Annotated in this window: 25 protein-coding genes; 4 read left to right on the top strand and 21 right to left on the bottom strand. The window is 66.1% G+C overall.

Annotated elements, in window-relative coordinates; genetic code table 11:
- The first annotated feature begins 31 nt into the window (after positions 1 to 31).
- The 3 genes from purF to FQV39_RS02080 are packed head-to-tail and all read left to right on the top strand — an operon-like array spanning position 32 to position 2,586.
- Positions 32 to 1,504 carry an amidophosphoribosyltransferase gene (gene purF / locus FQV39_RS02090; protein WP_149128795.1) on the top strand — a complete coding sequence of 491 codons (1,473 nt, stop codon included), beginning with the start codon at positions 32 to 34 and terminating at the stop codon, positions 1,502 to 1,504.
- Between the two features lie 16 nt (positions 1,505 to 1,520).
- Positions 1,521 to 2,261: an SDR family NAD(P)-dependent oxidoreductase gene (locus FQV39_RS02085; RefSeq protein ID WP_149128794.1), complete on the top strand. Its 741-nt coding sequence runs from the start codon at positions 1,521 to 1,523 to the stop codon at positions 2,259 to 2,261.
- 55 nt (positions 2,262 to 2,316) lie between these two features.
- Positions 2,317 to 2,586, top strand: a complete 270-nt coding sequence (locus tag FQV39_RS02080) for a hypothetical protein (protein WP_149128793.1) — start codon at positions 2,317 to 2,319, stop codon at positions 2,584 to 2,586.
- Positions 2,587 to 2,598: 12 nt separating this feature from the next.
- On the opposite strand, the gene FQV39_RS02075 is transcribed toward FQV39_RS02080, so the two are convergent.
- The 3 genes from FQV39_RS02075 to FQV39_RS02065 all read right to left on the bottom strand — a co-directional run bounded on the left by FQV39_RS02075 (position 2,599) and on the right by FQV39_RS02065 (position 5,909).
- Complete coding sequence (locus FQV39_RS02075) at positions 2,599 to 3,696, bottom strand: NAD(P)/FAD-dependent oxidoreductase (RefSeq protein ID WP_149133607.1); 1,098 nt, start codon at positions 3,694 to 3,696, stop codon at positions 2,599 to 2,601.
- Between the two features lie 14 nt (positions 3,697 to 3,710).
- A complete protein-coding gene (gene der / locus FQV39_RS02070; protein WP_149128792.1) occupies positions 3,711 to 5,099 on the bottom strand; it encodes a ribosome biogenesis GTPase Der in 1,389 nt (462 codons plus the stop codon).
- Between the two features lie 147 nt (positions 5,100 to 5,246).
- The gene (locus FQV39_RS02065; protein ID WP_149128791.1) at positions 5,247 to 5,909 is read right to left on the bottom strand and encodes a tetratricopeptide repeat protein; all 663 of its coding nucleotides are present in this window, start codon (positions 5,907 to 5,909) and stop codon (positions 5,247 to 5,249) included.
- Positions 5,910 to 6,102: 193 nt separating this feature from the next.
- Here FQV39_RS02065 and FQV39_RS02060 point away from each other — a divergent pair, with 193 nt between their 5' ends.
- Positions 6,103 to 7,137: a purine-nucleoside phosphorylase gene (locus tag FQV39_RS02060; RefSeq protein ID WP_149128790.1), complete on the top strand. Its 1,035-nt coding sequence runs from the start codon at positions 6,103 to 6,105 to the stop codon at positions 7,135 to 7,137.
- A 268-nt stretch (positions 7,138 to 7,405) separates the two neighbouring features.
- Here the strand turns inward: FQV39_RS02060 and queA are convergent, their stop codons facing one another.
- The 18 genes from queA to nuoH form a co-directional block, all read right to left on the bottom strand.
- Positions 7,406 to 8,491, bottom strand: coding sequence for a tRNA preQ1(34) S-adenosylmethionine ribosyltransferase-isomerase QueA (gene queA, locus FQV39_RS02055; protein WP_149128789.1), 1,086 nt, complete (start codon positions 8,489 to 8,491; stop codon positions 7,406 to 7,408).
- A gap of 102 nt (positions 8,492 to 8,593) precedes the next feature.
- The gene (locus tag FQV39_RS02050) at positions 8,594 to 9,064 is read right to left on the bottom strand and encodes a peptidylprolyl isomerase (protein ID WP_149128788.1); all 471 of its coding nucleotides are present in this window, start codon (positions 9,062 to 9,064) and stop codon (positions 8,594 to 8,596) included.
- Positions 9,064 to 9,720, bottom strand: a complete 657-nt coding sequence (locus tag FQV39_RS02045) for a hypothetical protein (RefSeq protein ID WP_149128787.1) — start codon at positions 9,718 to 9,720, stop codon at positions 9,064 to 9,066. Before FQV39_RS02045 ends, FQV39_RS02050 begins: the two co-directional genes overlap by 1 nt.
- Positions 9,721 to 9,745: 25 nt before the next feature.
- Positions 9,746 to 10,294 carry a peptidylprolyl isomerase gene (locus FQV39_RS02040; RefSeq protein ID WP_248313206.1) on the bottom strand — a complete coding sequence of 183 codons (549 nt, stop codon included), beginning with the start codon at positions 10,292 to 10,294 and terminating at the stop codon, positions 9,746 to 9,748.
- 556 nt (positions 10,295 to 10,850) lie between these two features.
- The gene (locus FQV39_RS02035) at positions 10,851 to 11,081 is read right to left on the bottom strand and encodes a DUF1467 family protein (protein WP_149128786.1); all 231 of its coding nucleotides are present in this window, start codon (positions 11,079 to 11,081) and stop codon (positions 10,851 to 10,853) included.
- Positions 11,078 to 11,470 (bottom strand): RidA family protein, encoded by a 393-nt coding sequence (locus tag FQV39_RS02030; protein ID WP_248313489.1) that lies wholly within the window; start codon positions 11,468 to 11,470, stop codon positions 11,078 to 11,080. Before FQV39_RS02030 ends, FQV39_RS02035 begins: the two co-directional genes overlap by 4 nt.
- A 5-nt stretch (positions 11,471 to 11,475) precedes the next feature.
- Positions 11,476 to 11,880: a methylmalonyl-CoA epimerase gene (mce, locus tag FQV39_RS02025; RefSeq protein ID WP_149128784.1), complete on the bottom strand. Its 405-nt coding sequence runs from the start codon at positions 11,878 to 11,880 to the stop codon at positions 11,476 to 11,478.
- A 170-nt stretch (positions 11,881 to 12,050) separates the two neighbouring features.
- Positions 12,051 to 13,721: a ribonuclease J gene (locus FQV39_RS02020; protein ID WP_149128783.1), complete on the bottom strand. Its 1,671-nt coding sequence runs from the start codon at positions 13,719 to 13,721 to the stop codon at positions 12,051 to 12,053.
- Positions 13,722 to 13,825: 104 nt separating this feature from the next.
- A complete protein-coding gene (locus FQV39_RS02015) occupies positions 13,826 to 14,584 on the bottom strand; it encodes a biotin--[acetyl-CoA-carboxylase] ligase (RefSeq protein WP_248313205.1) in 759 nt (252 codons plus the stop codon).
- A gap of 11 nt (positions 14,585 to 14,595) precedes the next feature.
- Positions 14,596 to 16,023, bottom strand: coding sequence for an NADH-quinone oxidoreductase subunit NuoN (gene nuoN, locus FQV39_RS02010; RefSeq protein ID WP_149128782.1), 1,428 nt, complete (start codon positions 16,021 to 16,023; stop codon positions 14,596 to 14,598).
- Between the two features lie 9 nt (positions 16,024 to 16,032).
- The gene (locus FQV39_RS02005; RefSeq protein WP_149133604.1) at positions 16,033 to 17,544 is read right to left on the bottom strand and encodes an NADH-quinone oxidoreductase subunit M; all 1,512 of its coding nucleotides are present in this window, start codon (positions 17,542 to 17,544) and stop codon (positions 16,033 to 16,035) included.
- A 4-nt stretch (positions 17,545 to 17,548) separates the two neighbouring features.
- A complete protein-coding gene (nuoL, locus tag FQV39_RS02000) occupies positions 17,549 to 19,594 on the bottom strand; it encodes an NADH-quinone oxidoreductase subunit L (protein WP_149128781.1) in 2,046 nt (681 codons plus the stop codon).
- Between the two features lie 29 nt (positions 19,595 to 19,623).
- A complete protein-coding gene (gene nuoK / locus FQV39_RS01995) occupies positions 19,624 to 19,932 on the bottom strand; it encodes an NADH-quinone oxidoreductase subunit NuoK (RefSeq protein ID WP_061968159.1) in 309 nt (102 codons plus the stop codon).
- Entirely contained in the window at positions 19,932 to 20,555 is a 624-nt protein-coding gene (locus FQV39_RS01990) for an NADH-quinone oxidoreductase subunit J (protein ID WP_149128780.1), read from the bottom strand. Before FQV39_RS01990 ends, nuoK begins: the two co-directional genes overlap by 1 nt.
- A gap of 274 nt (positions 20,556 to 20,829) precedes the next feature.
- Positions 20,830 to 21,318 carry an NADH-quinone oxidoreductase subunit NuoI gene (gene nuoI, locus FQV39_RS01985; RefSeq protein WP_038367698.1) on the bottom strand — a complete coding sequence of 163 codons (489 nt, stop codon included), beginning with the start codon at positions 21,316 to 21,318 and terminating at the stop codon, positions 20,830 to 20,832.
- Between the two features lie 19 nt (positions 21,319 to 21,337).
- Positions 21,338 to 21,568 (bottom strand): hypothetical protein, encoded by a 231-nt coding sequence (locus FQV39_RS01980; RefSeq protein WP_149128779.1) that lies wholly within the window; start codon positions 21,566 to 21,568, stop codon positions 21,338 to 21,340.
- Position 21,569: 1 nt separating this feature from the next.
- The gene (locus FQV39_RS01975; protein ID WP_149128778.1) at positions 21,570 to 21,764 is read right to left on the bottom strand and encodes a hypothetical protein; all 195 of its coding nucleotides are present in this window, start codon (positions 21,762 to 21,764) and stop codon (positions 21,570 to 21,572) included.
- 2 nt (positions 21,765 to 21,766) lie between these two features.
- Positions 21,767 to 22,819 carry an NADH-quinone oxidoreductase subunit NuoH gene (nuoH, locus tag FQV39_RS01970; RefSeq protein WP_149128777.1) on the bottom strand — a complete coding sequence of 351 codons (1,053 nt, stop codon included), beginning with the start codon at positions 22,817 to 22,819 and terminating at the stop codon, positions 21,767 to 21,769.
- Positions 22,820 to 22,824 lie beyond the last annotated feature (5 nt).

Below are 22,824 nucleotides of genomic sequence, written 5' to 3'. Positions count from 1 at the left end.
GTAGAGTCACCGTCCCCGCGTGGAGCTCGCCATGAACTCGCAGACCGAGACTGAGACCGCCTTCGACCCCAATGCCGACCGGCTGCGGGAGGAATGCGGCGTCTTCGGCATTTACGGCCATGCCGACGCGGCGGCGCTGACGGCGCTCGGCCTGCACGCGCTCCAGCATCGCGGCCAGGAGGCGGCGGGCATCGTCTCCTTCGACGGCACGCGCTTCCATTCCGAGCGCCGTCTCGGTCTCGTGGGCGACGCCTTCTCGGAAGCAAGCGTCATCGACAAGCTCAAGGGCAAGCAGGCCATCGGCCATGTCCGCTACTCGACGACGGGCGAGACCATCCTGCGCAACGTCCAGCCGCTCTTCTCCGAGCTGCATGGCGGCGGTTTCGCGGTGGCGCATAACGGCAACCTCACCAACGGGCTGACGCTGCGGCGCGAGCTCGTCCGCGACGGCGCGATCTATCAGTCGACCTCCGACACCGAGGTCCTGTTGCATCTCGTGGCGCGCAGCCGCAAGCAGCAATTTATCGATCGCTTCATCGAGGCGATCCGCCAGATCGAGGGCGCCTATGCCTTCGTCGGCATCACCAACAAGAAGCTGATCGGCGCGCGCGATCCGCTCGGCATCCGCCCGCTCGTGCTGGGCGAGCTCGACGGCTGCCCGATCCTGACCTCGGAGACCTGCGCGCTCGACATCATCGGCGCCAAGTTCATCCGCGAGGTCGAGAACGGCGAGGTCGTGATCATTTCCGAGAGCGGCATTGAGAGCCATAAACCCTTCCCGCCGGTGCCGGAGCGGCCCTGCATCTTCGAGTATATCTATTTCGCCCGCCCCGACTCCATCGTGAAGGGCCGCAGCATCTATGAGCGCCGCAAGGCGATGGGTGCGGTCCTGGCGCAGGAATCGCCGGCCGATGCCGATGTCGTGGTGCCCGTGCCGGATTCCGGCGTTCCGGCCGCGCTCGGCTTTGCGCAGGCGAGCGGCATCCCCTTCGAGCTCGGCATCATCCGCAACCACTATGTCGGCCGCACCTTCATCGAGCCGACGCAGAAGGTCCGCGAGCTCGGCGTCAAGCTGAAGCACTCGGCCAACCGCTCGGTGGTCGAGGGCAAGCGCATCGTGCTGGTCGACGATTCGATCGTGCGCGGCACGACCTCCTTCAAGATCGTGAAGATGATGCGCGAGGCCGGCGCCCGCGAGGTGCATTTCCGCATCTCGTCGCCGCCGATCACCCATCCTGACTATTACGGCATCGACACGCCCGACCGCGAGAAGCTGCTCGCCGCCACGCATTCGCTGGAGGAGATGCGGCAGTTCGTCGGCGCGGATTCGCTGGCCTTCATCTCGGTCAATGGGCTCTACCGCGCCATGGGCCATGAGGGGCGCGACCCTGCCCGGCCGCAATTCACCGACCACTGCTTCACCGGCGATTATCCGACCTCACTGACCGACGTGATCGGCGAAAGCGCCAAGCAGCAGATCTCCCTGCTGGCCGAGGCCGGCTGAGCCACCGGAAGCCGACATGACCAAGCCTCTCGAGGGGCGCCTCGCGCTCGTCACCGGTGCCTCGCGCGGCATCGGCCGTGCCGCCGCGCTTGCCTTCGCGCGGGCCGGCGCCCATGTCGTCGCGCTTGCCCGCACGGCCGGCGCTCTGGAGGAGCTCGACGACGAGATCCGCGAGATCGGCGGCAGCGCCACGCTCGTGCCGCTCGACCTCGGCGATGCCACGGGGCTGGAACAGCTAGGCCCGGCCCTGCTGGAGCGCTGGGGCAAGCTCGACATCCTGCTGGCGAATGCCGGCATCCTCGGCCCCCTGACCCCGCTCGGCCACGCGACCGAGAAGGACTGGGCCAAGGTGCTCGACACCAACGTCACCGCCAATTGGCGGCTGATCAAGTCGCTCGACCCGGCGCTGCGCGCCTCGGATGCGGGCCGTGTCCTGCTGATGTCCTCCGGCGCCGCGCATAAGTGCACCGCCTATTGGGGGCCTTACTCGATCTCCAAGGCCGCCGTGGAGGCGCTGGCGCGCACCTACGCCGCGGAGACGGCGACGACGCCGGTCAAGGTCATGCTGGTCAATCCGGGGCCGCTGCGCACCCGCATGCGCGCCGAGGCGATGCCGGGCGAGGACCCGATGACGCTGAAGACGCCGGAGGATCTGGCGCCGCATCTGGTCAGGCTCGCCTCGCCGGACTGGACCGAGAGCGGCAAGATCTTCGATTTCCCGCAGGGCAAGGTGCTGACGCCACAGCTGCCGGCCTGAGCATCCGGGCCGCGAACCAGAATCCTGCTGCCTCGTTCCTGCAGCAGGAGGGCCCATGGATGACGATCTTGAAACCCTGTCGCGAGAACAGCTTCTCGACGAGGTGAAACGGCTTCGCGCCGGCATCAGGGCACACAGGGACGCGACCGGCCATGATCTGTGCTGGCACCACCCGCAACTCTGGGAATTGCTGCCGGAAACGGTCGACCCCGAGATCGCTGTCCCACCCTGGCCTAAATTCCTGCGCGGCTGCGTCCGCTACCGCGAAAGCCTCGACCGACAGCGGCCGGACGCAGAGATCATGGACCAGGAATTTCCCGGCTGATCGCCGCAGCCGCTACTCCGCCCGCAGCCAGCGCAGCAGCCCGGCCTGATCGCCACTCTCGACCGCCGCAGCGACACGCCGCCCGACGGCCGCACCGAATTTGTAGCCATGGCCGGAGCAGGCCGAGACCGCCGTGACTCGGCCGATCTGGCGCGCGAAGAATTTGCGGTCGGCGGTGAAGGTGTAGGCGCAGGTCACGACGCGATCGACCCGATATTCGGCGATGCGCGCGAAGGGCGGCGAGAAACAGTCGCGCAGCACCTCGCCCTCGCCCGGGCGCGGCTCGCGCTCCTCGCCCGGCTGGCGTGGGCGCTTGTGGATGCCGGCGCCGAATTTGAGACCGGTGCCATCGACCGGCGGCAGCACATAGCCGTCGATGGTGCCGCCGACATCGACGATGGTCGGCGCCGCCTGCCAGGCTGCCTTCAGATCCTCCGGCGGATCGAGATAGACGACTGCGGTGCGATAGGTGGTCAGGGTCCCGGCGAGATCGGGCAGCAGTTTCAGCACCCAGGCCCCGGCTGAAACCACGATGCGGTCGAAGCTCGCTTGCTCGCCATCGACCAGGGTCAGCCTGCCCACTTCCGGGTCGATGACCGCAACCTCCGCCCCCTCGCGAATCGCGACGCCGCGCTCGCGCAGCAGGCGCACGAGGTCGCCCGCGATACGGGCTGGGAACAGCGCCCCGCCCTCCGGGCTGAGATAGGCGTAGCGGATCGTCGCCGGATCGATGAAGGGATAGCGCCGCGCTGCCTCGGCGGCATCGTAGAGCTGATAGGGCGAGCCCGTGCGGTCGAGCCCCTCGCGATACTCCTCGCCCTCATCGCCTTCCGTCTGGGAGATGCCGAGCACGCCGCACGGCGCGTAATGCCGCTTTCCGAGATCGGCCCAGAGTTCGTCCCAGGCCTCGAAGGCCTCGGTGATGGTGCGGGCGTAGCCGTCGGCGGCGCCATAGGCGCGGCGGATGATGCGATGCTGGTCGCCCGAGGCCGCATAGGGGTTGGGGATCTGCGGCGCCTGCTCGAAGAGCGTGACGTCATGCCCGCGCTTGTTCAGCGACCAGGCAGTGGAAAGCCCGGCGATACCGGCGCCGACGACCGCAACCCGCATCGCCCCCTGCCGCATCAGCCCTTGCGCTCCTTGTCATAGGGGTTCTGGCCGCCGCGCCGGTGCAGCCGGATCGGCGTGCCCGGCAGATCGAAGCCTTCCCGCAGATTGTTCACGAGATAGCGTACATAGGAGATCGGCAGGTGTTCGAGCTGGTTGCCGAACAGCGCGAAGGTCGGCGGCCGCGCCTTGGCCTGCGTCATGTAGCGGATCTTGATGCGCCGCCCCGCCACGGCCGGCGGCGGATGGGCCGAGAGCACGCCTTCCAGCCAGCGGTTGATCCGCGCAGTCGAAACGCGGCGGTTCCAGACCTCATAGGCCGAGAACACCGCCTGCATCAGCCGGTCGATGCCCTCGCCGGCGAGCCCTGAGAGCGGCACGATCGGCACGCCGCGCACCTGCGCCAGCAGATAGTTGGCCTTTTCCTTGAGCTCTGCGAGCAGGCCCTGCTTGTCGGCGACGAGGTCCCATTTGTTGAGGCCGATGACGACGGCCCGGCCCTCGCGCTCGGTCAGGTCGACCAGCGTCAGATCCTGCTTCTCGAAGGGGATGGTGGCGTCGAGCAGCACCACCACGACCTCGGCGAAGCGGATGGCGCGTAGCGAATCGGCAACGGAGAGCTTCTCCAGCTTCTCCTCGATGCGGGCGCGCTTGCGCATGCCGGCCGTGTCGAAGAGCTTGACCTTGCGGCCGCGCCATTCCCAATCCACCGAGATGGTGTCACGGGTGATGCCGGCCTCGGGACCGGTCAGCAGCCGCTCCTCGCCGATGATGCGGTTGACCAGCGTCGACTTGCCGGCATTGGGGCGGCCGATGATGGTGACGCGCAGCGGCCGGTCGGGATTGTCGTCCTCGTCCGCGTTGTCCGCCGGGACATCTTCCCAGGCCTCGTCCTCGTCTTCCTCGGGCTCGTCGGCGATGAAGGGCGCCAGCGCCTCGAGCAGATCGGCCGTGCCCTCGCCATGCTCGGCCGAGAACGGCACGGGATCGCCGAGGCCGAGCGAATAGGCGTCGATGATGCCGTCAGCGCCTTTCTTCCCCTCGGCCTTGTTGGCGAGGAGGATGACAGGCTTGCCGGAGCGCCGGACCAGCTCGGCGAAGGGCTGGTCCATCGGCGTCAGGCCGAGGCGCGCATCGATCATGAAGACCACGACATCGGCCTGGGCGATCGCGGTCTCGGTCTGGGCGCGCATGCGGCCGGCGAGCGATTCCTTGTCCGCTTCTTCCAGACCGGCCGTGTCGATCACCTTGAAGCGCAGATGGCCGAGCGTGGCGTCGCCTTCGCGGCGATCGCGCGTCACGCCCGGCCGGTCATCGACCAGCGCGAGCTTCTTGCCGACGAGCCGGTTGAACAGCGTCGACTTGCCGACATTCGGCCGGCCGATGAGGGCGACGATGGCTGTCATCAGTTTTCACATATTCCGTGGTCATCCCGGCCAAGCGAAGCGCCGAGCCGGGATCCATGCCTGAACCTTATTCGGAAGTGCTCCGGCATGGATCCCGGGTCTCCCTCCGGTCGCCCGGGATGACGCGCGTGGTGGTAACGGAATCGTCTAGTTCTTCACCGTGACGGGCCCGCCACGGACGAGGGCGAGATACAGTTCCACGCGCTGGCGCAGGGCCTGCGGCGCCTGCGGGTCGGTGATCGCGGCATCGAACCCGCGGCCGGCCTCGTCGAACTGGTTGGCCTTGAGCGCGGAGATGCCGAGGAATTCGCGGGCCGAATGACGCCAGACGCCCTGCGGGCTCGCCAGCGGCTCCAGTGTCGCCTTGACCTCCGCGTAGGGCGAGAGATCGACGCGCAGGATACCGGCGCGCAGCTTGGCGAGATCCCGGTAGGTCGCATCCAGCGTGGCGTCGTTGGCGAGCGCATCGAAGGCGGCAATGCCGGCGGCAGCGTCGCCCTTGGCGGTCTCGGCGGCAAGGCGGAAGCGCGCGATCAGGCGGTAGCCGGCGGGCGCGCTGCTGGCGAGCTCCTTGAGAATGGTCTCGGCCTGCTTGCTGTCGCCGTCACGAGACGATTTGAGCGCCGCTTCGAGGCGGGCACCGACAGCCTGCGCAGCCTGGTTCTCGCGATGCTGCCAGAATTGCCACCCTGCAACGGCGAGCACCGCCAGCACGGCAAGGCTGGTGACGAGCCAGCCATATTTCTTCCAAAGCTCGGCCGCCTTGTCGCGCCGGACTTCCTCATCGATCTCGCGAAAAATATCGGCCATTTGACTGTCAAAATCCCTGTTGCGAGCCCGGTAGCATTTTCAGGCCGGGAAGGCGAGCCGGTTCAGCGAATGGATCGTCGCGCCTATGACAAAGCCGCGATGGACGCTCCTGCCCGCACCATGGCAGAAACGGCACAGCCCTTGCTCGGCCCGACCCGGACGGCCCCTTCAGTTTTCGGCCGTGGAGAAACCCATGAATCAGATCACCGCCAGACGGAGTGGCCTCGCCGCCCTCTCCCTTGCCGCCTTTGCGTTCGGCTCACTCGCGCTGCCCGCCGCGGCGCAGACCCAGCCGACCAAGGTCAAGGTCTTCGTCGGCGCCATGTTCGAGATCGGGGAGAACACCGGTGACCGGGCCGGCGAGTTCCAGCACTGGTACGAGCGCTACTGGAAGGCAAGCCAGCCGCACCCGGTGAAAGGCGCGCTGAAGCCGGTCTATTGCAACGATGACGGCGTCTGCGGCGCCGTGCTCGGCATGGGCAAGGTCAACTCGTCTTCCTCGATGCAGGCGATCCTGCTCGACCCGGCCTATGACTTCTCGCAGGCCTATTTCGTGCTCAGCGGCGTCGCCGGCACGCCGCCCTCGCGCGGCACCATCGGCGACGTCTCCTGGGGCAGCTGGCTGGTCGACTACGATCTCGGCCATCGCTGGGCGCCGGAGGAAGGCAAGCCGGGCGAGCCGGTCTTCATGCCGCGCAAGGGCTATGAGAGCTATCGCGTCTTCCAGCTCAACCCGGTGCTGGTCAACTGGGCCGTGAAGCTCAGCTCCGGCGTCAATCTGCAGGATTCGGATTCGGCCAAGCAGTACCGCATGCGCTACCCCGACAAGCGCGCGCTGGCTGCACCTTCCGTGACGGTCGGCACGCATATGACCGGCGACACCTTCTTCCACGGGCCCGGCCTGTCGAAGGAGGCACAGTACATGGCCAAGCTCTACGGCGCCGACGACTATGTCATCACCGAGATGGAGAACGCCGCGATCACGCTGGTGATCAAGCGCCAGTTCGGCACCGACCGCATCCTCAGCCTGCGCGGCGCGGTCAATTTCGACCAGGGCAATCCGAACGAGACGACGCTGCAGCATCTCGACCCGGCGCCCGGCCAGACCGCAGGCGGGTTTGCCGAGACCGTCGCCAATATCGAGGCTGTCGGCTCGCGGGTCGTCGATCACATCACCGCCAACTGGGCGGAATGGCAGAAGGGCGTGCCGCCGCTGCCGGCGAAGTGATCTTCGCCGTAAACCGCCAGCGGGACATGGCACAACGCCGTCATTCCGGGGCGGGCCGCAGGCCCGAGCCCGGAACCCATGAACAAGACCGACTTCCAGATTGTCATGCTCGCCCTTGTGGCGAGCATCCACGTCTTGAACACCACTTTCGGTGAAGGAAGACGTGGATGGTCGGGACAAGCCCGACCATGACGAAGCGTCGTGTTCATGGGTTCCGGGTTCTTCGCTGGCGCGAAGCCCCGGAATGACAGCGTGTTTCGCTCTACGGTCAGCCTGCCCGGAAGAGCAGGCTGCCGTCGCCATAGGAATAGAAGCGATATTTCGCTGCGATCGCATGGGCATAGGCCCGTTTCATCATGTCGAGCCCGCAGAAGGCGCAGACGAGCATGAACAGTGTCGAGCGCGGCAGGTGGAAATTCGTCACCAGCATGTCGACCACCCGGAAGCGATAGCCCGGCGTGATGAAGATCGCCGTGTCACCGGAGAAGGGCCGAATGGTGCCGTCCTCGGCCGCCGCGCTCTCGATCAGGCGCAACGAGGTCGTGCCGACGCAGACGATCCGCCCGCCCCTCGCCTTGACCTCATTCAGGGCCGTCGCCGTCTCGGCCGAGACCGTGCCCCATTCGGCATGCATGCGATGGTCTTCGGTGTCGTCAGCCTTCACCGGCAGGAAAGTGCCAGCGCCGACATGCAGCGTCACGAAATGGCGTGAGACGCCGCGCGCCTCCAGTTCCGCCAGAAGCTCCGGCGTGAAGTGCAGCCCGGCGGTGGGCGCCGCGACGGCGCCGTCGTTGCAGGCGAAGTTCGTCTGGTAGTCGGTGGTATCGGCACTGTCGGTCGGGCGCTTGCCGGCGATATAGGGCGGCAGCGGCAATTCGCCGAGCCGCGCGATCGCCTCGTCGAGATAGGCGCTGGTCAGGCTGAACCGCAGCTCGACCTCGCCGCCCTCACTCTTGCCGATGACCTCGGCCTGCAGGCGGCCGAGCTCGCAGGCGTTGCTCGCTCCCTCCGAATCGAAGTCCACGGTCTCGCCGAGTGCTAGCTTCTTGGCCGGCCGGGCGAAGGCGAGCCAGCGATCATCGCTCTCGCGCTTGTGCAGCATGATCTCGATGCGGGCCGAATCCGCGCCGCGATAGCGCCGCCCGCGCAGGCGGGACGGGATCACGCGCGTATCGTTGAGGACGAGTGCATCGCCCGGCTGGAGCAGCGAGACGAGATCGCGGATGCCGCGATCCTCCAGCGGCTCGGGCGCATCGGGACGCACCACGAGCAGCCGCGCCGCATCGCGCGGGCTGACGGGCCTCAGCGCGATCCGGTCTTCCGGCAGGTCGAAATCGAAGAGGCCGACATCCATCGGGCTGCATCTCGTCCCAAAAAGCAAAGAGCCCTCATTCCGGGCGCCGAACACGGCCTGCGCCGCGCGTCCCGGAACGAGGGCTCGACGTGAGCGAAGCGATCAGGCCGCGTCGGCCATCACCTTCATCGAGACGATCGAGTCGGGATCGCGGACCGGCTCGCCGCGCTTGATCTTGTCGACATTGTCCATGCCTTCCACGACCTGGCCCCAGACCGTGTACTGCTTGTCGAGGAAGCGGGCGTCGTCGAACACGATGAAGAACTGGCTGTTGGCCGAGTTCGGGTTCTGGGCGCGGGCCATCGAGCAGATGCCGCGGACATGCGGCTCGGCGTTGAACTCCTGCTTCAGGTCCGGATAGCTCGAACCGCCGGTGCCGGTGCCGTGCGGGCAGCCGACCTGGGCCATGAAGCCGTCGATGACGCGATGGAAGACTATGCCGTCATAAAAGCCCTCGCGGGCCAGCAGCTTGATGCGCTCGACATGGCCGGGAGCGAGGTCGGGGCGCAGCTTGATGACCACGCGGCCCTTGGTGGTTTCCATCACGATGGTGTTTTCGGGATCGAGCGACATTAGCTCTGCCTTTCGTTAGGCGGCACACGGCCGTGGAAACGGATGATGAAGGGTCGCCCCGCGATACTCGCTCCGAGGCCCTTCGACAACCTCATCGGCGTGCAGGCATGAATCGCGGCAACGGCGGAATCGCTGAAGCGCCGCTGGAACTCGGGATCGCCGCGGCGCGTCTCCCAGGTCACGCGCGGCTGACCGAAGAGGCTGCCGTCGCGGCGCAGGCTGAAGCGAAGCGAAACCATCGCGCCAGTGAGATCTCCCGGCAATGGCGGCGGATTCCAGCAGCGTCGCAGCGCCGGTGCAATATCGGCCAGCTTGTCGACGGTCTCGCCCTCCTCCTCCCGCGGCGTCTCCGGCGATACCGAGCCGATCAGGCCGATCTCGCCGCCGCCGCGCATCAGGCGCGAGGAGCCGACGCGACGCTGCTCCATGCCCGGAATATCGTTGTCGCCGCCGAAGGGGCCACCGATGCCGGGGTTGTAACGCTGGCCGCTCTGTGGCGGCAGGATCGGATTCTGGAATCCCGAAGCTGGCGGCAGGACGGGATTCTGCGAGCCGGATGGCGGCGGCAGACCGAGGTCGTGCGTATCCTGCGCAAGCGCCGCGGCGGCGCCGAGGGAAAGCACCGTGAGAGTGCCGATGAGGGCCGTCCGCAGCATGGTTCCAGCCCTCCCCGGTTTCATCTCACTTGGCGTCGGAGGCCATCCGCATGCGGACGATCTTGTCCGGATTGGTGACCTGGCCGCTGCCCTGCGCGCCCTTCTTGATCTTGCGCACGGCGTCCATGCCGGACACGACCTCGCCGAAGAGCGTGTACTGGCCGGTCAGCGAGCCGCAGCCCTCGTAGCAGATGAAGAACTGCGAATTCGCCGAATCCGGCGAGGCCGAACGCGCCATGCCGACCGAACCGACCTTGTAGGGCGTCTGGGAGAACTCGGCCGGCAGGTTCGGCAGATCGGACTTGCCCGTGCCCGTGCCGGTCGGGTCGCCCGTCTGGGCCATGAAGCCGTCGATGACGCGATGGAAGACGATGCCGTCATAGAAGCCGCGCTTCACCAGCGCCTTGATCTGGGCGACATGCTTCGGCGCAAGGTCCGGCCGCAGGCGGATCGTGACCGGCCCGTCCTTGGTCTCGAGGACGACGGTGTTGTCCGGATCCGGTTTCGGGCTCTGGGCCTGCGCGAAACCGAGCGAGGCGACGAGGGCAAGAGCGGCGAGCGAGCTGCGCAGCATGAAGATCTCCATGGCCACCGGCGAGCCCGGCGGATGGCCGTCGATAGCGATATCCTTTGACGGGAACAAGGCACCTGCCCCAGATCGCCGCGCGCCCGACAGGGCGCGGTAACGGCGATCTAGGCTTTTGTGATCGCATCGGATTTTCCGAAAAGTGAATTCCACTTTTCGGTCCGATGCTAGAGCGACCACTGCTGCTGGTACCGGCAGAAAAAAACATTGCTGCACTGCACAAGTGCAATGGAGATCAAACTTGCAAAATTTTGAGGCTGAATTTGTCTAAACTGATGACAGAGCCGTCACAATCAGCTAAGCCATCTCCCGCTGGGAGCGCTGTGCTAGTCACGGCGCTGCGGACCAGGTCTCGGGAGGACAAACGCCCGCCTAGTATCCGAGTCGCACGCAACCAGACGCGCGCCGATACTGCGGTAAAAAAAGACTACCCAAGGCAAGGCGTCCGCCTTGCCTTTTTCTTTGCCGGCTCTCCGGCGAGTTGCCGACCGAGCCTTCCCTGATCGACTGCAAGTGTAAGCGCCCCCAGCCCGGGGCAGCGCGCTCAGATGTCGTAGGTCACCCAGACATACCAGACACCGGCGAAGATCACCGCGGCGATGACCGAGGTGATCGCAGCCTTCTTGAGCAGCCCCGGCAGGACCGGCGCGCCGGGCTCCGTGCCTTCGACGACATCACCGGTCTCATGCTGGCTGCGGATGCCAAAAGGCAGCACGGCGAAGAGCGTGATCCACCAGATCACGAAATAGAGCGCGAGCCCGCCAACGATGTTCATGCGCCTCTCCCGGCCAGGGCAATGCAGGAAAAGGCGACCCGGGCCGCGGTCGGCACGCCGAAGCGCGCAGTATGGCGCGCCGGCAGGCCGTTCGGGAAATGCCTGACATATTCGGCGTTGCAAGCGGCGTAATCGGCGGGATCGGTGATCAGCATGGTCATCTGCACGACGCGATCAAGCCCGCTGCCGGCCTCGGCCAGGATCTCGGCGATACGGCCCAGCGCATTGCGCACCTCCTCCGCCGGCGTCTCGCCGCGATGGACGCCGCGCGCGGGGTCATGCGGCGCCGAATGGCCGGAGACGAAGACCAGTCCGCCGGCGACGGTCGCCGCGCTGAAGGGGCGCGGCGAGCCGGACTCGGGCTCTCCGAGGAAGGCGATCTCGGACATGACGGTCACGCCTGCTCCAGCTCGACCAGCGTGCCGAGAAAATCCTTGGGGTGCAGGAACAGCACCGGCTTGCCATGGGCGCCGATGCGCGGCTCGCCCGAGCCGAGGACACGCGCGCCCTGCGCCTTCAGCCGGTCGCGAGCGGCAAGGATATCGTCGACCTCATAGCAGATGTGGTGGATGCCGCCGTCCGGGTTGCGCTCAAGGAATTTGGCGATCGGCGAATCGGCGCCGAGCGGCTCCAGCAGCTCGACCTTGGTGTTGGGCAACTCAACGAAGACCACGGTGACGCCGTGCGCCGGCTCAGGCTGCGGCTGCGAGACACGCGCGCCCAGCGTATCGCGATAGAGCGCCGTCGAGGCCGCGAGGTCCTTCACCGCGATGGCGACATGGTTGAGGCGTCCGATCATGACACGTCTTTCCGCAGTTCGGCTTTCGGGCTCGGAAACACGCCGTCATCCCGGACAAGCGGCGCAGCCGCGCCGCTCCGGGATCCATCATAGGGCAGCGTCACCACTCTATGATGGATCCCGGATCTTCGCTCCGCGACGTCCGGGATGACGGCGAATAGCCGACACTACTACACCTCGACCACCAGCGCATGCACCAGCGGCTTCTTGCCCCACTCCTCGTTGACGGCGCTGCGCACGCCGCGCTCCAGCGCGTTGCGAAGAGCTTCCGGGTCGCGGCGGCGGGCTTTCGGAATGCCGTCGAGCAGATCGGCGACGGTGTCGGCGACATATTCGTCGAAATCGGTGCCGTCGCGAGTGCGCGGCGGCAGGCCGAGCACCGCGATCTCCGGATCGCCGGCAATACCGCCCTTCTCGTCGATCGCGACCGCGATCGAGACGATGCCCGCGAAGGATAAGCGCCGACGCTCCTGCACCGTCTTCTCCAGCGCGTTCACCAGCAGGGAGCCATCCTGATAGAGCCGGCCATGCGGGGCCTCATCGACCTTCCTGGCGCCCTCACCCGAGATCGCGACGACGTCGCCATTGCCGGCGCGCAACACATGCTTCACGCCGAGGCTGCGGGCAAAACTCTCATGCTCGGCCAGATGCAGATCCTCGCCATGCGCGGGGATGGCGATCTGCGGTTTCACCCAGCCATAGAGCCTTGCCAGTTCCTCGCGGCGCGGATGGCCGGAGACATGGACGAGATGAGTGCGGTCAGTGATGATCTCGATATTGTCGCGGGCGAGCGCGTTCAGGATGTTGCCGACCGACTTCTCGTTGCCGGGAATGGTGCGCGAGGAGAAGATCACGCGGTCGCCGGGCGAGAGCGCGATCTCGGGGTGATCGTCCGCGGCAATGCGCGAGAGCGCGGCGCGCGGCTCGCCCTGGCTTCCGGTCACCAGCGCCACGACCTTGTCGCGCGGCAGGTAGCCATAGGCATCGACCGGCCGGAAAGCCGGGATGCCGTCGAGATAGCCGCATTCACGCGCCACATCGATGACGCGATCCATGGCGCGCCCGACGACCACGACCTCGCGCTGGGTGGCCATCGCGGCTTCGGCGACGGCGCGCAGCCGCGCGACATTGGAGGCGAAGGTGGTGACAGCGACACGCCCCGGCGCCGAGGCTACGAGTTCCTTGAGCTTGGCGGCGACATCGGCCTCGCTCGGGCTGATGCCGTCGCGCATGACATTGGTCGAATCGCAGACCAGCGCCAGCACCCCCTCCTCGCCGAGCTCGCGCAGGCGCTTCTCATCGGTCGGCAGGCCGACGCGCGGCGTCGGATCGATCTTCCAGTCGCCGGTATGGACGACGAGGCCGGCCGGGGTGCGGATGGCCAGCGCATTCGACTCGGGGATGGAATGCGCGACCGGCACATACTCGATGTCGAAGGGGCCGAGCGTGATCCGCCCGCCCTGCGCCACGACATTGATCTCGACATTGGGTGCGCCGGGCTCGGAGAGGCGGCGCGTGGCGAGGAGGCCGGCAGCGAAACGCGTGCAGTAGACCGGCGCCCGCAGCGAGGGCCAGAGCGCGGCAAGCGCGCCAATATGGTCCTCATGGGCGTGGGTGATGACGATGCCGAGGAGGTTCGCCCGCTCCTCGATGATGTAGCGCAGATCCGGCAGGACGATATCGACGCCCGGCGCTTCCGGGCCGGCGAAGGACAAGCCGCAATCGACCAGGATCCATTTGCGCCTCCCCTCAGGCCCGAAGCCGTAGAGAGCGGCGTTCATGCCGATCTCACCGAGGCCGCCGAGGGGAACGAAAACGAGCTGGTCGCTGGAGCGGGTCACGGGGATTCCTGATTTTAGCAATGATTTGGTTTATGCCGCGTGATGGCGTTGAGCCCTAGCATGCCATCGGCGCGGTCTCCAGATCGAGACCGCACGGCAGGAAATTAACGCGGCGGGCCGAAGAACAGATCGCCCGCATCGATCACGCGGCGGCCGGCTTCGGTTTCGAGTTCGAGGCGCCCCGTCGGATCAAGGCCGACGAATTGGCCCGCAAGCGGTCCCTCCGGAAGCCGGATGGTAATGGTCTCGCCGAGAAAGGCCGCACGTTCGAGCCAGGCGGCGCGGGTCGGCCCGAAGCCTCCTGGCTGGGCCCAGACCGCAAAGCGCTGGGCGAAGGCATCGCTCAAGCCCGTCAGCATCGCCTCGACAGAGGCTTGAGGCGCCACCGCCTTGAGGAAGGTTGCCGGGTACGGCGTGTCGGAGGGGCAGGAGGCGATGTTGACGCCGCAGCCGACGATGACGTTGAGGCGCCCTGCCCGGCTCTCGCCCTCGAGCAGCAGGCCCGAGGTCTTGGCGTTGCCGAGCAGCAGATCGTTCGGCCATTTCAGTTTCAGCCCGGACGCGGCCGGGCCGAGCAGCTTTGCAGCGGCATCATGTAGTGCAAGTCCGACCACGAAGCCGAGCTGCGGTGCCAGAACCGGCTCGCAAGGGTCGCTCAGCAGCAGGCTCGCATAGAGGTTGCCGGGCGGGGAGCCCCATTGCCGGCCGTGACGCCCCCTGCCCGCATTCTGGCTGCGGGCGACGATCCAGAGCTTGCCCGGCTCGCCCTGATCGAGCGCGCGACGGGCCTCCTCCATGGTGGAGCCGACCTCGTCGCGGATGATCAGCCGGTAGCCCGCGGCGCGGGCGGCGTCACCGAGCACGCGCCGTCAGCTCAGAAGAGCGACTTGGCCGCAGCCGCTGCCGAGTCGAAGAGCGGCGCCGGCAGGAACGAAAGCACCAGCACGAAGATGGTCGAGACCAGCAGCACTGTACGCACGCCGTAATCCGCGGTCTCGAAGGCCGGCTTCGGATCGTCGAAGTACATCACCTTGACCAGGCGCAGATAGTAATAGGCGCCGACGACGCTGGTCAGCACGCCGACGACGGCGAGCACATAGAGCTTGGCGTCGATCGCGGCGAGGAAGACGTACCACTTCGCCCAGAAGCCGGCGAGCGGCGGGATGCCGGCGAGCGAGAACATCATCATCGACAGCGCAAACGCCATCCAGCCATTGGTGCGCGACAGGCCGGCGAGCTCATTGATATCCTCGACCAGCTTGCCGTCGCGGCGCATCATCAGCACGCAGGCGAAGGCGGCGAGCGTGGTGGCGAGATAGATCGCCATATAGGTCATCACGCCCTGCACGCCGTCGGGCGTGCCGGCGGCGAGGCCGACCAGCGCGTAGCCCATGTTCGCGATCGAGGAATAGGCGAGCAGGCGCTTGATATTGCGCTGGCCGATCGCGGCGAAGGCGCCGAGCGCCATCGAGGCGATCGAGATGAAGACGATGATCTGGCGCCAATCCTGGATCGCGCCGGGGAAGGCGCCGACGAAGATGCGGATCACCATCGCCATGGCGGCCATCTTCGGCGCCGAGGCGAAGAAGGCCGCGACCGGAGTGGGCGAGCCCTCGTAGACGTCCGGCGTCCACATATGGAACGGCACGGCCGAGATCTTGAAGGCGACGCCGGAAGCGATGAAGACGATGCCGAAGATCAGGCCAATGCCGGCATGCCCACCCTGCGTCGCCGCCGCGATGCCCGGAAAGGTGACCGTGCCGGTGAAGCCATAGACCAGCGAGCTGCCGTAGAGCAGCATGCCGGAGGAGAGCGCGCCGAGCACGAAGTACTTCAGGCCCGCCTCGGTCGATTTGGCGTTGTCGCGGTCGAAGGCGGCGACGACATAGAGCGCGAGCGACTGCAGCTCGAGACCGACATAGAGGCTGATGAGATCATTGGCCGAGATCATCATCATCATGCCGATGGTCGCGAGCACGATCAGGATTGGGAATTCGAAGCGCATCGCGCCTTCGCGCCGCAGCGTGTCGGCCGAGAGCAGGATGGTGGCGCCGGCGCCGATCAGCGTCAGCACCTTCATGAAGCGGGAGAAGCCGTCGGCGATGAAGCCGTTGTTGAAGGTCAGGAGCTTGCCGCCGGCCGAGATGACCAGCACCAGCGCGACGGCGAGCAGCACCAGGGCGAGGCCTTCGAGCAGGCGTGTCGCGCGCTCACCCTGGATCGCGCCGATCAGCACCATCGCGATGGCGCCAGTGGCGAGGATGATTTCCGGCAGGGCCGGGCCGAGAGCGGGCAGAGCCATGACGAGACCTTACTGCACGGCCGCCACTGCCGTCTTCGCGACAGTGAGTGCAGCCTGATAGTTCTTGATGAGCGCTTCGGTCGGCGCCGCGAAGGCGTCGAGGATCGTGTGCGGCTGCACGCCGTACCAGATCGTCAGCAGGACGAGCGGGACGAAAATCGCGATTTCGCGGCCGTTCAGGTCCTTGATGTCCTTGAGCTCGGGCTTGGTCAGCGCGCCGAAGACCACCCGGCGGTAGAGCCAGAGCGCATAGGCCGCCGAGAGGATGACGCCGGAGGTGGCAAAGAAGGCGACCCAGGGGTTGGCGCGGAAGGCGCCGACCAGCGTCAGGAACTCGCCGACGAAGCCCGCGGTGCCCGGCAGGCCGACATTCGCCATGGTGAAGACCATGAACACCACGGCATAAAGCGGCATGCGATTGACCAGGCCGCCATAGGCGGCGATCTCGCGGGTGTGCATGCGGTCGTAGATCACGCCGACGCAGAGGAAGAGCGCGCCCGAGACGAGGCCGTGGCTGACCATCTGGAACATCGCGCCCTGGATGCCCTGCGGCGTCAGGGTGAAGAGCCCCATGGTGACGAAGCCCATATGCGCCACCGAGGAGTAGGCGATCAGCTTCTTGATGTCCTCCTGCATCAGCGCCACCAGCGAGGTGTAGACGATGGCGATGACCGACAGCGCGTAGATCAGCGGCGCGAACAGTGCCGAGGCTTCCGGGAACATCGGGATCGAGAAGCGGATGAAGCCGTATCCGCCCATCTTCAGCAGGATCGCCGCCAGGATGACCGAGCCGGCCGTCGGCGCCTCGACGTGGGCGTCGGGCAGCCAGGTATGGACCGGCCACATCGGCATCTTCACCGCGAAGGAGGCGAAGAAGGCAAGCCACAGCCAGGGCTGCATCTGCGACGGGAACTTGTGCGCCAGCAGCGTCGGGATGTCGGTGGTGCCGGCGTTCCAGTACATCGCCATCACCGCCAGCAGCATCAGCACCGAGCCGAGCAGCGTGTAGAGAAAGAACTTATAGGAGGCATAGACGCGCCGCTTGCCGCCCCAGATGCCGATGATCAGGAACATCGGGATCAGGCCGGCCTCGAAGAACAGGTAGAACAGCACAAGGTCGAGCGCGACGAAGACGCCGATCATCAGCGTCTCCAGCACCAGGAAGGCGACCATGTACTCGCGCACCCGCTTCTCGACCGAGGTCCAGGAGGCGAGGATGCAGAACGGCATCAGGAAGGCCGTCAACACCACGAAGGGGAAGGAGAAGCCGTCGACGCCGAGCTTGTACTTGATGGCGTCGGAAACCCAGCCATGGGTCTCGACCATCTGGAAGCCGGGATTGGCCGTGTCGAAGCGGCTCCAGGCGACGCAGGCGAGCACGAAGGTCAGCACCGTCGTGATCAGCGCCGCCCAGCGGGCGTTGGAGTCGACGGAAGGTTGATCGCCGCGCTGCGCCAGGATGAAGGCGGCGCCGACCAGCGGCAGAACCAGAAGACCGGTGAGAATACCGAAACCGAACATCATCTCACCCGCGGGTCACGAGATACCAGGTCACGAGCCCCGCGACGCCGATCAGCATGGCGAAGGCATAGTGATAGAGATAGCCGGTCTGCAGCCGGACCACCCGGTTGGTCACATCGACCACGCGGGCCGAGACGCCGTCCGGTCCGAGGCCGTCGATGACCAGGCCATCGCCCTTCTTCCAGAGGAAGCGGCCGAGCCACTTCGCCGGCTTGACGAACAGGAAGTCGTAGAGCTCGTCGAAGTACCACTTGTTGAGCAGGAACCGGTACAGCACCGGGTTCGCCGCCGCGAGCTTGCCCGGAATGTCCGGCCGGCGGACATACATCCAGTAGGCGAGCACGAAGCCGATCGCCATCGCCACGAACGGTGAGGCGACGACCCATTTCGGCACCTCGTGCATGGTGTGCAGGATGTGATTGTCCTTGCCCATGAACAGGGCCGACTTCCAGAAATGCTCGAAGTCGTGGCCGACGAAGGACTCCTTGAAGGCGACGCCGGCGAAGATCGCGCCGACCGAGAGCAGGGCGAGCGGCAGCAGCATCACCCAGGGGCTCTCATGCGGCGTGTGATCATGGCCATGGCCGTGATCGTCGTGGCCATGCGCGGCATGGGCATGATCGTCATGGCCGTGAGTGGCATGCGCGTGGTCGTCATGGGCGTGATGACCATGGCCCCAGCGCGGCGCACCTTCGAAGGTCATGAAGTAGAGCCGCCAGGAGTAGAAGGAGGTCATGCAGGCCGCGACGACCAGCAGCACGAAGGCATAGGAGCTGGCGAAGCCGCCATGCTCTACCGAGGCATAGGCGCTCTCGATGATCGCATCCTTCGAGAAGAAGCCGGCAAAGCCGAAAATGGTCCCGGGGATACCGACGCCGGTGAGCGCCAGCGTGCCGATCGTCATCGCCGCCGCGGTCAGCGGGATGTGCTTCCGGAGGCCGCCCATGTGGCGCATGTCCTGCTCATGGTGCATCGCGTGGATGACCGAGCCGGCGCCCAAAAAGAGCAGAGCCTTGAAGAAGGCGTGGGTGAAGAGGTGGAAGATGCCGGCGCCGTAATTGCCGACGCCGAGCGCGACGAACATGTAGCCGAGCTGCGAGCAGGTCGAATAGGCGATGACGCGCTTGATGTCGTTCTGCACCAGGCCGACGGTCGCGGCGAAGAAGGCCGTGGTGGCGCCGATGACGACGACGACGGTGAGCGCGACCGGGGCATATTCGAAGAGCGGCGACAGGCGCGCCACCATGAAGACACCGGCCGTGACCATGGTCGCGGCATGGATGAGGGCCGAGACCGGCGTCGGGCCTTCCATCGCGTCCGGCAGCCAGGTGTGGAGCAGGAACTGGGCCGACTTGCCCATCGCGCCGACGAACAGCAGCAGGCAGGTCAGGGTCAGCGCATTCCAGTCATAGCCGAGGAAGCGGAAGCCCTGGTTCGCAAATTCGCCCGCGCGCGGGAAGATCGCGTCGAAGGCGACCGAGCCGAACAGCACGAAGACCAGGAACATGCCGAGCGAGAAGCCGAAGTCGCCGACGCGGTTGACGATGAACGCCTTGATCGCCGCCGCATTGGCCGAGGGCTTCTGGTACCAGAAGCCGATCAGCAGATAGGAGGCGAGACCGACGCCTTCCCAGCCGAAGAACATCTGGACGAGATTGTCCGCCGTCACCAGCATCAGCATCGCGAAGGTGAACAGCGAGAGATAGGCGAAGAAGCGCGGCCGGTGCGGATCCTCGTGCATGTAGCCGATCGAGTACAAGTGCACGAGCGAGGAGACCGTGTTGACGACGACCAGCATCACCGCGGTCAGCGTGTCGATGCGGAAGGCCCAGTCGACCTGCAGGCTGCCGGAGGAAATCCAGCTCGCGACCTGGATCCGCGTCGTGGCGGAGCCGAAGCCGACCTGGACGAAGGCGACCCAGGACAGGATCGCCGAGACGATGAGCAGCGAGGTCGTGACGATCTCGGAGCCGCGCGCGCCGATCAGCCGGCCGAAGAGGCCAGCGATCAGGAAGCCGATCAGGGGGAGGAAGACGATCAGGTGATACATGGTCGTGAGGTCCAGGCGCCGGGCAGCGCTCAGCCTTTCATCATGTTGATGTCTTCCACCGCGATCGTGCCGCGGTTGCGGAAGTAGACGACGAGAATGGCGAGGCCGATCGCGGCCTCAGCCGCCGCCACCGTGAGCACGAGCAGCGCGAAGACCTGTCCGACGATGTCGTTCAGGAAGCTCGAGAAGGCGACGAAGTTGAGGTTGACCGAGAGCAGGATGAGTTCGACCGACATCAGAATGACGATGACGTTCTTGCGGTTGATGAAGATGCCGAGCACGCCGAGCGTGAACAGGATGGCGCTGACGGCGAGATAGTGGCCCAGTCCGATCGTCATCATGCCATCTCCTCGGGAACGCCGGCGCGCGAGGGCACCTGCTTGACCTGCATCGCCGCGTCCTTGGTACGGGCGTTCTGGGTCGGCACGTGCTGGCGCTTGATGCCGGGCCGGTCGCGCAGCGTCAGCACGATCGCGCCGATCATGGCGACCAGCAGCACGAGGCCCGCCGCCTGGAAGTAGTAGATGTACTGGGTGTAGAGCACGCGGCCGAGCGCCTCGGTGTTGGTCATGCCGGCAGGGATCGCGGCGACCGGCGCCTTGACGATCTGCGGGTCGATGGCCCAGGCGCCGACGACCAGCAAAAGCTCGACGGCGAAGATGAAGCCGATCAGCGCACCGACCGGAAGATAGTTCAGGAAGCCCTGGCGAAATTCGGCGAAATCGACGTCGAGCATCATCACCACGAAGAGGAAGAGCACCGCGACCGCGCCGACATAAACGACGACCAGCAGCATCGCGAGGAACTCTGCGCCCAGCAGCATGAACAGCCCGGCCGCGTTGACGAAGGCCAGGATCAGAAACAGCACCGAGTGCACGGGGTTGCGCGAGGCCACCACCATGAAGGCGGATGCCACGGTGACACCTGCGAAGAGATAGAAGAAAGCCGCTGCGGCATTCATCTCGGCCAGCCCTTCCCGCCCCTTTTCGGCGCGGTCCTCGTTTGGTTCGTGCTCCGGGACTCAAGGCCCCGGGGCAATTTGGAGCGTCTATAATCAGGCCCGCCGGACGGGACAACCGCGCGGCGGGTCTGTGAATTCAAGCAAACCCTCCAACGTCATCCCGGGCAAGCGAAGCGCAGACCCGGGATCCATCGTAGAGCGCAGTCCCCTCCGATGGATCCCGGATCAGCGCCGCTAAAGCGGCTTGTCCGGGATGACGCCGGAGAGGCGACAATCACCGATAGGGCGCATCCATCGCGATGTTGCGCGCGATCTCGCGTTCCCAGCGCGCGCCGTTCGCGAGCAGCTTGTCCTTGTCATAGAACAGCTCCTCGCGGGTCTCGGTCGCGAACTCGAAATTCGGCCCCTCGACGATGGCATCGACCGGGCAGGCCTCCTGGCAGAAGCCGCAATAGATGCACTTCGTCATGTCGATGTCGTAACGGGTGGTGCGGCGCGTGCCGTCGTTGCGGCGCGGGCCGGCCTCGATGGTGATGGCCTGCGCCGGGCAGATCGCCTCGCAGAGCTTGCAGGCAATGCAGCGCTCCTCGCCGTTCGGATAACGGCGCAGCGCGTGCTCGCCACGGAAGCGCGGCGAGAGCTGGCCCTTCTCGAACGGGTAGTTCAGCGTCGCCTTCGGCTTGAAGAAGTAGCGCATCGACAGGCCGATCGCCCCGACGAACTCCTTCAGCAGCAGGCCCCTTGCGGCTTGCGCGAGTGACATCGCCTTCGTCCTTCCATCCTCAGCCGAACAGCGTCCGGCCGATCACGAAACCCAGGATCGGCATGAAGCCGATCGTCATCACTATCAACGCCGCGCGCAGGATGCGGATGCGACGCTCGTAATCATTCTTCTCGGCCTCCGTCGTCGAGCGATCCGTGCGCCGAAGCGCCCCGATCACCACGGCCGCGATAAGCCGGTACTCCAGCAGGCCCAGCGCGAAGCCGATCGAGGCGCCGAGCCAACCCGCCATATTATACCGCCAGCAACCCGAGCCACTGCACGGTCTTAAACCCGGCGAAGCCGCCAACGACTGCGGCAGCCACCGCCCCTCCGAGCGCCACATCCAGCGCATCGAAAATCCGGCTTCGCCTTGCCATCCAGCAGGCCAAGCCGAACAGAACCACTCCTGCGATCATCCCGAATGCAATTCCGGAGATCGCAGCCAAGCTCATCCGCCGACCGGCCCCCAGCCCGTCACCTGCAGCACCAGCGCCACGATGACGACGCTCGCGATCGAGAGCGGCAGGAAGACCTTCCAGCCCAGGCGCATCAGCTGGTCGTAGCGGTAGCGCGGCACGAAGGCCTTCACCAGCGCGAACATGAAGAACACCAGGCAGACCTTGAGCGCAAACCAGAACACGCCGGGCAGCCAGGTGAAGGGCGGAAGCTGGACCGGCGGCGCCCAGCCGCCGAGGAACAGGATCGTCGTCAGCGCGCACATGGTCATGATCGCCACATATTCGCCGAGCATGAACAGCAGGTACGGCGTCGAGGAATACTCGACCATGAAGCCCGCCACGAGCTCCGACTCCGCCTCGGCCAGGTCGAAGGGCGGCCGGTTCGTCTCGGCCAGCGCCGAGATGAAGAAGACGACGAACATCGGGAAGAGCGGCAGGAAGTACCAGTTCAGGATGCTGAGCCACGGCACGCCGAGCGCATGCGCGAGGCCGCGGTTCTGCTGCGCCTCGACGATGGCCGAGAGGTTGAGCGAACCGACGCAGAGCAGCACGGTGATGATGACGAAGCCGATCGAGACCTCGTAGGACACCATCTGCGCCGCCGAGCGGAGCGCGCTCATGAACGGATATTTCGAGTTCGAGGCCCAGCCGGCCATGATGATGCCGTAGACGCCGAGCGAGGAGATGGCGAGGATGTAGAGCACGCCGACATTGATGTCGGCGATCGCCCAGCCTTCCGCCACCGGGATCACCGCCCAGGCGCCGAGCGCCAGCAGGCAGGAGATGAAGGGCGCCAGCAGGAAGATGCCCTTGTTGGCGCCGGCCGGGATGATCGGCTCCTTGAGCGCGAACTTGATCAGGTCCGCGAAGCTCTGGAACAGGCCCCAGGGACCGACGACGTTCGGGCCGCGGCGCAGCTGCACCGCCGCCCAGACCTTGCGGTCAGCGAGCAGGATGTAGGCGATGAAGACCAAGAGGCAGACCAGCAGCAGCAGGCTCTTGCCGAGGATGATCGCGATATCGAGGACGAGGTCCCAGTTCATGGCCG

This window comes from Bosea sp. F3-2 (genome assembly GCF_008253865.1).
Taxonomy (GTDB): Bacteria; Pseudomonadota; Alphaproteobacteria; order Rhizobiales; family Beijerinckiaceae; genus Allobosea.
The sequence above is the reverse complement of the archived record's forward strand: the minus strand, read 5'-3'. Positions and strand labels throughout refer to the sequence as shown.